Here is a 13357-nt window from a genome sequence, read left to right as displayed (position 1 = left end):
ATTTAAAGATTAGATGAAATTTCCATTAAGATCGTACAGCCTATAGCTGCGTAAGTTCCTACAATATATCCAAATACGGCGAGAAGAACTCCAACACTGGTTAATGAAGGATGAAATGCAGAGGCAACTATGGGTGCAGTTGCTGCACCTCCAACATTAGCTTGACTTCCAACAGCTAAGAAAAAGTAGGGCGCTTTGATGAGTTTGGCAACTAAGATGAGTAAGCCTGCGTGAATAGACATCCACACAATACCTATCAAAATAAGGCCTGGATTTTCAAAAATAGTAGTTAAGTCCATTTTCATACCTATGGTTGCGACTAAGAAATAAATAAAAACACTGCCTAGTTGACTTGCGCCGGTTCCTTCGTATGATTTGGCTTTTGTAAAGGATAAGCCAACTCCAAAAGCCGTGGCAATGGTAATCATCCAGAAAAATGTAGAGGTAAAGGAAGCTAGGGAAGAGGTTTTATCATTAAATATTTCAAAATTAGAAATTAGAAAATCTGAGATATAATCAGATGCCCAATGTGAAAATCCTACAGCGGTAAATGCAATACCTAGCATTATCATATAATCCTTAAGCTCTGGTTTTCTAGAGACACTTTTTGTATAAGAAGACATTTTTTCTTTTAAGTCTTCAATGGCTGTATTATCAGCATTGAGCCATTTATCGATTTTATCAGACTTTCCTATTCCTAATAGTATGATAGCGAGCCATAGATTTGCGACAACAATATCTACCAAAACCATACCTCCATACTTTTCAGGATTATATTTGAAAATTTCTAGCATTGCCGCTTGGTTGGCTCCACCTCCAATCCAGCTTCCAGCAAGAGTAGATAAGCCTCTCCAAACCGCATCTGGACCAGCTCCACCAACAGTTTCTGGAGAAAATAGAGAAATCAACAAAATCGCAATGGGTCCTCCAATAACAATCCCAACCGTGCCAGTAGCAAACATAACCAATGCTTTATATCCTAGATTTTTAATGGCTTTTAAGTCTATGCTTAAGGTCATTAATACTAAGGAGGCTGGAAGAAAATAGCGGCTGGCTACGAAATATAAATTAGACGACGAATCACTTATAATTCCTAGAGAATTAAAAATAGCTGGAATAAGATAACACATTAACACTGCTGGAACCACTTTATAAAACTGACTCCAAAATCCACTTTTTAAATTTGAACTGTAGAATATAAAACCGAGGGAGAGCATGAGTACTCCAAGAACAACAGCGTCGTTAGTAAATAGTGGTGTTTTATCCATCTTAAAATTTTAAGGGGTAAAAGTAAAAATTATTAGCAATTGTATGACTTTATTGCGTTTTAAAATAATGAGATAAAAACTCTGCAACTCCATTTTTCTTAGCATTACCTATGATCTTATCGGCTATTGCTTTAACTTCTTCTTTAGCATTTCCAACAGCAAGGCCAAGACCAGAAGCTTGTAGCATCTCAATGTCATTGTAATTATCACCAAAACTCATGACTTGAGAGAACTCAAATTTGTATTCAGAGGAAATTAAAAATTCAATAGCAGAGCGTTTTGAGATTTGCTTAGGAGCTATTTCTATATAGGTATCCTTAGACCGGTAAAGGTGTAAGTCATTTGGAAATTTATTGGATAATACTGTATAGAAATCATTAATTAACGAAGGGTCTCCCATACACATGATTTTGTGAGCACCAGTTTGCAGGGGTTCCCAGAGATCGAGCACTTCAGTATTGTTCTTTATTTCAGGATTGACTTTAGTATTATTGATTTCCCTTTGTGTCCATTGGTCTTGCTCAGGCGCGTACCATTTGTCTTTTTGAAATAAACTTAAATGTAAGCTATCTTTATTTAGCCCAATGATCTCTTTAACCAGTTCAAAAGATAGGGTTGTGCTTTGTTTTACTTCGTTATCAACCAGTATTAATCCACCATTATAGGCCACTAAAGGCAACTTCTCAATGCCTAGCTCTCTTTGTAAATGTTTCATCGCAGAGGGCATTCTGGAGGATATAAGAATGATAGGTAGTTTGTGCTTTAATTTATGAAATTCAATCTTAGTTTTTCTGGAAATCTCTCGTTCAGTATTCAACAAGGTGCCATCGATGTCGCTACATATAAGTTTTATCATGGTCTTTTAGGTTGAATTTATTACTCCCCAAATTAAAGAGTTTATAATGTAAATCTCTACTATTTACCTATTAATTATGTTTCACCTTTAATGGAGGATTTATCTGAAAATTTAATACTCACTTAAAACTATTACATATATATTTGAAATAAAAAGTCAAAATGAAAATTATACTCGTTTTTTTAATTTTATCACAATCGGTATTAGCTTCTAATGATTGGGGACAAAATGGTCACCGATCCGTTGGAGAAACTGCAGAACGTTATCTTAAATCCAAAGTTAAAAATAAAATCGATCGAATTTTAAACGGCCAGTCGCTAGCAGATGCTTCGACTTACGCGGATGAAATTAAAAGTGACGATGAATACGACAAGTATAAACCTTGGCACTACGCCAACATTCCTTTTGATAAAACGTATGCTGAAACTGAAAAGAATCCTGAAGGGGATATTGTTTTTGGTATTCAAGAGTGTATAGAAAAACTTAAAGCAGGTGTTCTAAATGAAAAAGAAGAGCAGTTTTACTTGAAAATGCTCATTCACTTAGTTGGTGATATGCACCAACCCTTGCATTTCGGTCTTAAAGAAGATAGGGGGGCTAATGATTTTAAAGTAAAATGGTTTAACCAACCTACTAATATGCATAGGGTTTGGGATACGCAAATGATTGAAAGTTATACTATGAGTTACAGCGAATTAGCTGATAATTTGCCTAAACTTAATAGGGAAGAAGTAAAAAGCATTAAATCTGGATCTTTGTTAGATTGGGTTGAAGAAAACAGGGAATTGACAAGAGAGGTTTATAGCTCTGCGTCAGCTAACGAAAATCTAAGTTATAGATATATGTATGAATGGTTTGATGTACTTAAGATGCAGATTAATAAAGCGGGAATAAGATTGGCAGTGATACTGAATGACATCTATGCTTAACGTTTTGAGATTTTGTTGTGAGTAATTTGCTTTTGTCTTGAAGATTTAAATTTTTTCATAGAATTATCACTGAGTTTTCTATGTTTTGTAGATCTTCCTTGAACCCTTTTTCTCCACATTTTAAAGCTTGAGGGTTTCATTTCTTTTTGCATGATTTTAATGACTTGAGCTTCTGTAACCCCGAACTGAAATTCTATAGCTTCAAAAGGAGTCCTATCCTCCCAAGCCATTTCTATAATTCTGTCAAGTTCTATTTCTGTAAATTCTTTATCCATAATTATATATATAGGTAAGCCCACCAAATTAATACAAATTGAAGTGGTATTCTAAGTAATAGTATCCATTTTGGGATTCCCATAGCATATTTTTCACCTCTAAGCATATTAAAGTGAACGCTTAAAAACGCTATGAGTATTAGAATGATTCCTGTAGCAGCCAAGCTCCTTGTATTTTGAAAAAATAGTCCAATACCCAATATGATTTCAATGGCGCCTGAAAGATATACAAGAAACGTTTTTGCTTTAAAAAATCTAGGCATGACTTTTAAATAAGTCTTTGGCTTTATAAAATGCATAGTCCCTGCAAAACTATACATAACGCCCATCAAAATTAAATCCCAATTCATAGTAGCAAAGTATAAATATTATTGAGTTTTACATGAGTCTTTAAATTATTTAGGTGTTCTTTCACATTTTGATAATTTATTTTCGGCTAATACTTTTGATTACCAGTCCTTTACCACCGCATAGAATTTTAATGAAAAGAAATCGCATTATTGATTAGGTTAGAAGGGAAAAAAGGTTGTAGTTTTGCACTCCGCTAATCGAGGTGTAAGAGACACACAGAGGGGCAGGGTAATACAAATTGGGTTATAGGGTTTGTAGAATTGATTTTGATTTAGTTTATAAAGTTCTTTAAAATAAAGTTTAATTTTTTTCTTCAAAACGCCTTGCCAGTTTAAAAATAAGTATTAGTTTTGCAACCGCTTAGAGAAGCATACGAGTTTAAAATCATTTGGATATGATTTAAACAACAAGAATTAAAAGTTCATTGACATATTGAATTGACAATACAGGTAAGAGATTACTTGTAGAATTAGAAACATTAAGATTATACTCTAATATTAGAGTTGATTCCTGAGAATAAGATGTAAGAGTCGAATTTAAGAAAAGCGTTAAGATATATAAGATTTAACGATGAAGAGTTTGATCCTGGCTCAGGATGAACGCTAGCGGCAGGCTTAACACATGCAAGTCGAGGGGTAACATTGTAGCTTGCTACAGATGACGACCGGCGCACGGGTGCGTAACGCGTATACAATCTACCTATTACTAAGAGATAGCCCAGAGAAATTTGGATTAATATTTTATAGTATTATCGATTGGCATCAATTGATAATTAAAGATTACGGTAATAGATGAGTATGCGTCCTATTAGCTTGATGGTAAGGTAACGGCTTACCATGGCTACGATAGGTAGGGGTCCTGAGAGGGAGATCCCCCACACTGGTACTGAGACACGGACCAGACTCCTACGGGAGGCAGCAGTGAGGAATATTGGACAATGGGAGCAATCCTGATCCAGCCATGCCGCGTGCAGGAAGACTGCCCTATGGGTTGTAAACTGCTTTTATACAGGAAGAAAAAGGTTCACGTGTGAACTGTTGACGGTACTGTAGGAATAAGGATCGGCTAACTCCGTGCCAGCAGCCGCGGTAATACGGAGGATCCAAGCGTTATCCGGAATCATTGGGTTTAAAGGGTCCGTAGGCGGGACAATCAGTCAGTGGTGAAAGTTTGCGGCTCAACCGTAAAATTGCCATTGATACTGTTGTTCTTGAGTGCTTGTGAAGTGGTTAGAATGAGTAGTGTAGCGGTGAAATGCATAGATATTACTCAGAATACCGATTGCGAAGGCAGATCACTAACAATTCACTGACGCTGATGGACGAAAGCGTAGGTAGCGAACAGGATTAGATACCCTGGTAGTCTACGCCGTAAACGATGGTTACTAGCTGTTCGGACTAATTGCGGTCTGAGTGGCTAAGCGAAAGTGATAAGTAACCCACCTGGGGAGTACGTTCGCAAGAATGAAACTCAAAGGAATTGACGGGGGCCCGCACAAGCGGTGGAGCATGTGGTTTAATTCGATGATACGCGAGGAACCTTACCAGGGCTTAAATGCAGTTTGACAGGGGTGGAAACATCTTTTTCTTCGGACAAATTGCAAGGTGCTGCATGGTTGTCGTCAGCTCGTGCCGTGAGGTGTCAGGTTAAGTCCTATAACGAGCGCAACCCCTTTGTTTAGTTACCAGCATGTAAAGATGGGGACTCTAGACATACTGCCAGTGTAAACTGTGAGGAAGGTGGGGATGACGTCAAATCATCACGGCCCTTACGTCCTGGGCTACACACGTGCTACAATGGTAGGGACAGAGAGCAGCCACTGGGTGACCAGGAGCGAATCTACAAACCCTATCACAGTTCGGATCGCAGTCTGCAACTCGACTGCGTGAAGCTGGAATCGCTAGTAATCGCATATCAGCCATGATGCGGTGAATACGTTCCCGGGCCTTGTACACACCGCCCGTCAAGCCATGGAAGCTGGGGGTACCTGAAGTCGGTCGCCGCAAGGAGCCGCCTAGGGTAAAACTAGTAACTGGGGCTAAGTCGTAACAAGGTAGCCGTACCGGAAGGTGCGGCTGGAATACCTCCTTTTTTAGAGTATTGCATTTGATAAAATGTAATAGATGCTTTTTTAAAGGGAATCATTAAGACTTTAGTAGTAAAGTTGCTTTTGATGTTTCTAGTTGTCAATTTAATATTATTATAAGGTCTACAGTCTCATAGCTCAGCTGGTTAGAGCGCTACACTGATAATGTAGAGGTCGGCAGTTCGAGTCTGCCTGAGACTACTTAAGTCGAGGGAAGACGAGAAGTTTATCCTGAGTAGCTCTTTTTTTTTAAAAGGAGCATATCGAAGGGAGTTGCCTGAGACTACTTAAGTCGAGGGAAGACGAGAAGTTTATCCTGAGTAGCTACTTTTTTTATAAAAAGAGCGTATCGAAGGGAGTTGCCTGAGACTACTAAGTCGAAGGGAGTTTATCTGAGATTATTATTTATTCATATTGACAGTATGCATGTAATGTAAACAGTCATGAAGACAATAGACACCCACTTATAATATAAAACAAGTAGTATCTAATTGGTTTTAGATATTACAACAATACTCCACCATCTACTTTATGTAAATGGTTTTTATTTGTCACCTTCGGGAGACTGATAAGGGGTTGAAAGTTCATTGACATATTGAAGATATATAAGAATACGAGAGTAAGAGAATTATTATTTCTTTTAATTAAGGAGTAAGAGTACTTTAGAGTAAAATAAATAAATAATTATCGAATAGATAAGCTTATTAAGGGCGTATGGGGGATGCCTAGGCTCTCAGAGGCGACGAAGGACGTGACAAGCTGCGAAAAGCTGCGGGGATTAGCACATATGAATTGATCCGCAGATATCCGAATGGGGCAACCCACTATACTGAAGGTATAGTATTCCGCAAGGAAAGCGAACCCGGTGAACTGAAACATCTAATTAGCCGGAGGAAGAGAAAACAATAGTGATTTTGCTAGTAGCGGCGAGCGAACGTGAAACAGCCCAAACCAGTACTGTTACGGCAGTACTGGGGTTGTAGGACTACGATATCGTCATTAATAATGAACCCGAATACTTTGGAAAGAGTGTCCATAGAAGGTGACAGGCCTGTAGGGGTAAGATATTAATGATGTAGTAGTATCCTGAGTAGTGCGGGGCACGAGAAACCTTGCATGAATCAGCCGGGACCATCCGGTAAGGCTAAATACTACTGAGAGACCGATAGTGAACCAGTACCGTGAGGGAAAGGTGAAAAGAACCTTGAATAAAGGAGTGAAATAGACCCTGAAACCATACGCTTACAAGCGGTCGGAGTCCTTAATTTATTAGGGATGACGGCGTGCCTTTGCATAATGAGCCTACGAGTTACCACCGTTAGCAAGGATAAATAATTCAGTTATGGATCCGCAGCGAAAGCGAGTCTGAATAGGGCGACTAAGTTAGCTGTGGTAGACGCGAAACCGTGTGATCTACCCTTGGGCAGGTTGAAGCTGTGGTAACACATAGTGGAGGACCGAACCCGTTGACGTTGAAAAGTCTTGGGATGACCTGAGGGTAGGGGTGAAAGGCCAATCAAACTCGGAAATAGCTCGTACTCCCCGAAATGCATTTAGGTGCAGCGATTAAATAGTTTTATAGAGGTAGAGCTACTGATTGGATGCGGGGGCTTCACCGCCTACCAATTCCTGACAAACTCCGAATGCTATAAAATGTTTTTAATCAGTGAGGGCATGGGTGCTAAGGTCCATGTCCGAGAGGGAAAGAACCCAGAGCATCAGCTAAGGTCCCAAAATATATACTAAGTTGAACAAACGCGGTCAGACTGCTTAGACAGCTAGGATGTTGGCTTGGAAGCAGCCATTCATTTAAAGAGTGCGTAACAGCTCACTAGTCGAGCGGTCAGGCATGGATAATAATCGGGCATAAGTATATTACCGAAGCTATGCTCTTACAATTAGATTTGTGAGAGGTAGGGGAGCATTCTAAACAGCGCAGAAGGTGTACTGTAAGGTATGCTGGAGCGTTTAGAAAAGAAAATGTAGGCATAAGTAACGATAATGCGGGCGAGAAACCCGCACACCGAAAGACCAAGGATTCCTCAGCTATGCTAATCAGCTGAGGGTTAGTCGGGGCCTAAGGCGAACCCGAAAGGGGTAGTCGATGGACAAGCAGTTAATATTCTGCTACCTGCTTTAAATTAAACGAGACGGAGAAGGAAATCTAGTGCGTGCAGACGGAATTGCACGTTGAATCTACTGTAAGGTAGAGATAGTACACCAAAGCTACGGTGGCGGTGATAATCTAGAGGCCGTTCTTCCAAGAAAATCAATTAAAGCAGCCCGTACCGTAAACCGACACAGGTAGTTGGGATGAGAAATCTAAGGTGCTCGAGAGATTCATGGCTAAGGAACTAGGCAAAATGGGCCCGTAACTTCGGGAGAAGGGTCGCCCTCACTTTTGAGTGAGGGCCGCAGTGAAGAGGTCCAGGCGACTGTTTATCAAAAACACAGGGCTCTGCTAAATCGAGAGATGCAGTATAGGGCCTGACACCTGCCCGGTGCTGGAAGGTTAAGAGGAGATGTTAGCTTTGCGGCGAAGCATTGAATTGAAGCCCCAGTAAACGGCGGCCGTAACTATAACGGTCCTAAGGTAGCGAAATTCCTTGTCGGGTAAGTTCCGACCTGCACGAATGGTGCAACGATCTGGACACTGTCTCAGCCATGACCTCGGTGAAATTGTAGTATCGGTGAAGATGCCGATTACCCGCTGTGGGACGAAAAGACCCCGTGAACCTTTACTATAGCTTAATATTGACTTTGGATAAGTGATGTGTAGGATAGGTGGGAGACATTGAAGCGGCCTCGCTAGGGGCAGTGGAGTCATTGTTGAAATACCACCCTTTACTTGTTTGAAGCCTAACCCCGACTTAAGTTGGGGGACATTATTTGGTGGGTAGTTTGACTGGGGTGGTCGCCTCCAAAAGAGTAACGGAGGCTTCTAAAGGTTCCCTCAGCACGCTGGTAACCGTGCGTAGAGTGCAATGGCATAAGGGAGCTTGACTGAGAGACCTACAAGTCGATCAGGTACGAAAGTAGAGCATAGTGATCCGGTAGTTCCGCATGGAAGGGCTATCGCTCAAAGGATAAAAGGTACTCCGGGGATAACAGGCTGATCTCCCCCAAGAGCTCACATCGACGGGGGGGTTTGGCACCTCGATGTCGGCTCGTCACATCCTGGGGCTGGAGAAGGTCCCAAGGGTTGGGCTGTTCGCCCATTAAAGTGGCACGCGAGCTGGGTTCAGAACGTCGTGAGACAGTTCGGTCTCTATCTACAGTGGGCGTTAGAAATTTGCGTGGATCTGACTCTAGTACGAGAGGACCGAGTTGGACAAACCTCTGGTGTATCTGTTGTTCCGCCAGGAGCATAGCAGAGTAGCTACGTTTGGAAGGGATAAGCGCTGAAAGCATATAAGCGCGAAACCCACCACAAGATGAGATTTCTTTAAAGGATCCCCAAAGACGATGGGGTTGATAGGTCACAGGTGTAAAGGCAGTAATGTCATAGCCAAGTGATACTAATTATCCATATAGCTTATCTATGAGACGATTATTAGTTTATTTTATCCTTACTTAAGATCTTGTTATATATCTTTAACTATGTCACGATATTAGAATTCCCGCACGAGCTGGGACTACTTATAAAGGTGATTGAGACGTACTCAATTAACTTTAATGATTTAAGGTGGTTATAGCAACGGGGCTCACCTCTTCCCATTCCGAACAGAGAAGTTAAGCCCGTTTGCGCCGATGGTACTGCATACTTGTGGAAGAGTAGGTCGCCGCCTTCTTATACTAAACCCTTCATTACTTAACGTAATGAAGGGTTTTTTTTGTTTATTAAAGTTTATGTTTGAAACAAAAAAATACCCTTAAGTAACTTTATTACTTAAGGGTATTTACTGTTCTAATTTATCAGTCTAGCTCTTAATGAGTCCTGCTCTTTTTAACAAGGCATCAGGATTTGGTTCTTTACCTCTGAACTGCTTATACAAAGCCATTGGTTCAACCGTTCCTCCTAGCTGAAGAACATTGTCCCTGAATTTTTTTGCAACTTCATTATTAAATATACCTTTTTCTTTAAAATATTCGAAAGCATCTGCATCCAAAACTTCAGCCCATTTATATGAATAATAACCAGAGCTATAGCCTCCTTGAAAAATATGGCCAAAAGCTGTACTCATACATGTGCTTTCAATATCTGGCAATAACTCAATATTTTTAAAAGCCAAATCTTCCGTATCTTTTACCTTTTCTATGGAATTCATGCTTTCCAGAGCATGCCATGCCAAATCTAATTTGCCAAAACTAACTTGTCTTGTCGTTTGTAAACCCTCCATGAAATTAGAGGATTCCTTTATTTTTTCAATATATTTAGTAGGTAGAATTTCATCAGTTTGGTAATGTCTCGCAAAGAGTTTTAGAGCTTCACTTTCGTAGCACCAATTTTCCATGAGTTGACTAGGTAGTTCTACGAAATCCCAATAGACAGAAGCTCCGGATAATGAAGGATAAGTTGTATTCGCGTTCATGGCATGTAAAGCATGTCCAAACTCATGAAAAAGGGTTGTCACTTCATTAAAAGTTAGTAAAGAGGGTTTAGTTTTAGTGGGTTTAGTGAAATTACAGACGATAGAAACCTGAGGTCTTTCCTCCTTTTTATTAAGTTTGTACTGATCTTTATAAATTGTCATCCAAGCACCATCTCTTTTTCCTGCTCTAGGATGAAAATCGGCATATAATGTTGCTAAATATGTATTGGTTTCATCATAAACTTTATAAGTGATGACATCTTCATGATAGGTCTCTAAGTCACTTACTTCTTTAAAAGTTAAATGATATAATTTAGATGCCACTTCAAACATTCCTCCTATAACTCTATTTAATTCAAAATAGGGTTTCAGAACCTCTTCATTTAAGTCAAACTTCTTTTGTTTGAGTTTTTCGGTATAATAGGCTTTATCCCATTTTTTAAAATCCTTAATACTATCAATTTCAAATGCAAAAGCTTTTAATTCTTCCAACTCTTTTACGGCGGAAGGCATCGCTTTTTCTAGAATATTATCTAAAAAAGTGTGAACTGTATCCACCGTTTTAGCCATGCGTTCTTGAAGTACAAAATCAGCATGAGATTTATAACCAAGAAGGTTTGCTCTATCTAGTCTAAGTCTAACTATGTTGAGAACATTTTCCTCGTTATTATAGTCATTATCCTTAAAACCTTTAGATCCAAATCCAAGTAGTAGTTTCTTTCTAAGTTCCCTGTTTTCTGCAAATTTCATCACCGGGATGAAAGTCGGAAAATCTAAGGTAAAAATATAGCCTTCTTTTTGTTTTTCTTCAGCCAAATTTTTCGCAGATTCCTTTATATCATCGGGAATTCCATCAAGCTCACTTTTATCTTTAATCTGTAGTTCGAAATTATTAGTTTCTGCTAAAACATTTTCACCAAAACTTAGTGAAGATCTAGATAACTCCATATCGATCTCTCTTAGGCGATTCTGATCATTTTGATTTAAATTCGCTCCATTTCTGGTAAAATTCTTATAGATCTTTTCAAGAAGCATAATTTGTTCTTGAGAATAATCTTCGTTGGATTTATCCTTAAAAACAGATTTTATCTTTTTAAATAAGTCTGCATTCAATAATATATCATTACTGAATTCACTTAAAAGAGGAGAAATCTCTTGAGCGAGTTTTTGTATCTCTGTATTTGTTTCAGCAGAATTTAAATTAAAAAAAATACTTGAAATTCTACCTAGCTTTTGACCTGAAAACTCCAAAGCTTCAATTGTATTTGAAAAAGTTGGTGCTTCAATAGTGTCAACTATAGTATTTATTTCAGTTCTAGCTTCTTTTAAACTCTTTTCAAAAGCAGGTTTGAAATGCGAGTTTTCTATTTTAAAAAATGGGGGGTGATCGAATGTTTGTAATAAAGGGTTTTGATCCATAAATACTTACTATTTTTCTATTTAACTTTTTTCTTCCTTGTTGAAATACACTAGATAGTAGAACATCTGTCTATCCTCATCCCAACCTTTTTCTATGAACTTTTGTGCACTGTCACCATTAACAAAATCCATCTTTATTTGAATATTTGTATCCAAATTGATAACACTTTTAATTTTTTTACGAGCTGCAGTCACAGCCGTATTGGAAATAGGAAAGTCGGATAAATCTTCGACTTTATATTTCGGTGCCTTTTCAGTTTTATAATTTTGAAATTCAGGTTCCAAAGCTGGGTTTTCAAGAACATCACTAAGAAAATCTTTTTCGTTAAAATTATCATTAGAAGCAAAATGATTCATAGCCTTATTCATGAATAGGACCTCCTGTTGCTTATCTTCAGCTGGGAGGACTACATCCTTTGCGAAATTCTCACAAAACTTCAAGTATTTTTTAGTGTAGAAATTTTCATCTTCGAAAAAGTCGACTTGCAAGAATTGTTCTAACCAGTATTTTGTATCGTATTTATTGGAATCTACTGATAGAATTTTATAGCCTTTTTCTTTTTCAGTATTAAAAATTATAGCGCCCTTGTCTAGTTTATTTAAATGAACTCCTTGTTGAAGAATGACATCTAAATTATTCTGTTTCTCTTCAAATTGAAGAAAATCATGTTTTAATTCAGATTTAAAAATTCCAACGGCGGACACCTTCTCATTGTCTATGAGCATGTTTTCGAAGTAAATAACATAAACCTCGCCTCCTTTTATGTGTTGATGCTTTGACTCTTCAAATAATAAACTGGTTATTTTTTTAGAGACATCATGACTTTCCGAAGGATTATTAAAAATATCGGTGACTAATCCATTAAGTTGATGAAATTCTAAATCTGTATCATGAACAAAGTGATAGTAATTTTCTTCTTTTTCCCTAAAGGATTTCAAGAAGTATTCTTTAATAAGGGGTTTTAATTCGTCAGAAAGTTCGTGAGCTCTTTCAGAAATAAATAGGGATTCATTTTTACTTTTATTCCCCACTCGATGTATAGACATACTTTCAATTTGGGCACTAAATAAATTGATCATAAATTATGTTGAGTTTCTTTTGGTGTACTAATTTAAAATAGTTTTCAATTCCAATTTTCATCAAAATCAAAATCATCAAGATTTTCAAATTCGATATCATCATTTTTTTCTTCTTCCTCTTCCTCTAATTTTTCAGCTTCGAATTGTTTGTCTGGTGGAGAATCAGGGAGCTGTCCTTGAGCAAACATTAAATTGGGATAATCCTGACCGTCCATAGGTTCTTCTATATCTGCTAGTTCTACATAAAAGGTCCACAAACTAAAAAAGTCATAAACGTAAATCATCTTCGTATTTTCTCTTGAAAAAACACTATCTAACGTGGTCTCATTCATCATTTTGATGGCATTTTGACCATCACTCATGTCAAAAAGCAAATATTCTTCTCCTTGATTCCAGTCTTCATCACTTTTGTAAAACGAAGACATTTCTGTACCGTCAAATCCAAAAGCTTGCGAGATAGAATTATGTAGATCTTCAAGGGTTGAATCATCTCTTACTTCAATGTCCCTAATGACGTCGTCTAAGGTATCTAATACGACTCTGTATTTATAAATCATAGGA

General features: G+C 38.2%; 8 protein-coding genes, 1 tRNA gene and 3 rRNA genes. 5 read left to right on the top strand and 7 right to left on the bottom strand.

The features are described from left to right. Nucleotides 1-2 precede the first annotated feature (2 nt). Together P700755_RS03035 and P700755_RS03030 are read right to left on the bottom strand one after the other, a co-directional pair. Nucleotides 3-1268: a DUF819 family protein gene (locus P700755_RS03035; protein ID WP_015023287.1), complete on the bottom strand. Its 1266-nt coding sequence runs from the start codon at nt 1266-1268 to the stop codon at nt 3-5. Nucleotides 1269-1317: 49 nt separating this feature from the next. Next, nucleotides 1318-2124, bottom strand: coding sequence for a Cof-type HAD-IIB family hydrolase (locus P700755_RS03030; protein ID WP_015023286.1), 807 nt, complete (start codon nt 2122-2124; stop codon nt 1318-1320). 161 nt (nt 2125-2285) lie between these two features. On the opposite strand from P700755_RS03030, the gene P700755_RS03025 reads away from it, so the two are divergent. Then, complete coding sequence (locus P700755_RS03025; protein WP_015023285.1) at nt 2286-3053, top strand: S1/P1 nuclease; 768 nt, start codon at nt 2286-2288, stop codon at nt 3051-3053. Here P700755_RS03025 and P700755_RS03020 read toward each other — a convergent pair. Both P700755_RS03020 and P700755_RS03015 read right to left on the bottom strand, forming a co-directional pair. Then, the gene (locus P700755_RS03020) at nt 3050-3328 is read right to left on the bottom strand and encodes a TIGR03643 family protein (RefSeq protein WP_015023284.1); all 279 of its coding nucleotides are present in this window, start codon (nt 3326-3328) and stop codon (nt 3050-3052) included. The two genes, P700755_RS03025 and P700755_RS03020, sit on opposite strands and share 4 nt — an antisense overlap. A gap of 2 nt (nt 3329-3330) precedes the next feature. After that, nucleotides 3331-3678 (bottom strand): DoxX family protein, encoded by a 348-nt coding sequence (locus P700755_RS03015; protein ID WP_015023283.1) that lies wholly within the window; start codon nt 3676-3678, stop codon nt 3331-3333. Between the two features lie 568 nt (nt 3679-4246). Here P700755_RS03015 and P700755_RS03010 point away from each other — a divergent pair. From P700755_RS03010 to rrf, 4 genes are all read left to right on the top strand, one after another. Then, nucleotides 4247-5770: ribosomal RNA gene (locus P700755_RS03010) — 16S ribosomal RNA — on the top strand. A 122-nt stretch (nt 5771-5892) separates the two neighbouring features. Then, nucleotides 5893-5966: transfer RNA gene (locus P700755_RS03005), tRNA-Ile, on the top strand. 492 nt (nt 5967-6458) lie between these two features. Further along, a 23S ribosomal RNA gene (locus P700755_RS03000) occupies nt 6459-9308 on the top strand. A gap of 138 nt (nt 9309-9446) precedes the next feature. Continuing rightward, nucleotides 9447-9556 (top strand): 5S ribosomal RNA (gene rrf / locus P700755_RS02995). The 16S, 23S and 5S rRNA genes sit together here with 1 tRNA gene alongside, the layout of an rRNA operon. Before the next feature lie 129 nt (nt 9557-9685). Here the strand turns inward: rrf and P700755_RS02990 are convergent. Genes P700755_RS02990 through P700755_RS02980 form a run of 3 tightly spaced genes read right to left on the bottom strand, consistent with a single transcriptional unit; the run spans nt 9686 to nt 13353 of the window. Continuing rightward, on the bottom strand, nt 9686-11716 hold the full coding sequence (locus tag P700755_RS02990; protein WP_015023282.1) for a M3 family metallopeptidase: 2031 nt from the start codon (nt 11714-11716) through the stop codon (nt 9686-9688). 21 nt (nt 11717-11737) lie between these two features. Next, nucleotides 11738-12796, bottom strand: coding sequence for a nucleoid-associated protein (locus tag P700755_RS02985; RefSeq protein ID WP_015023281.1), 1059 nt, complete (start codon nt 12794-12796; stop codon nt 11738-11740). A 44-nt stretch (nt 12797-12840) separates the two neighbouring features. Beyond that, on the bottom strand, nt 12841-13353 hold the full coding sequence (locus P700755_RS02980; RefSeq protein ID WP_015023280.1) for an IS1096 element passenger TnpR family protein: 513 nt from the start codon (nt 13351-13353) through the stop codon (nt 12841-12843). Nucleotides 13354-13357: the final 4 nt, after the last annotated feature.

The organism is Psychroflexus torquis ATCC 700755, from assembly GCF_000153485.2.
GTDB classification, from domain to species: domain Bacteria; phylum Bacteroidota; class Bacteroidia; order Flavobacteriales; family Flavobacteriaceae; genus Psychroflexus; species Psychroflexus torquis.
The sequence above is the reverse complement of the archived record's forward strand: the minus strand, read 5'-3'. Positions and strand labels throughout refer to the sequence as shown.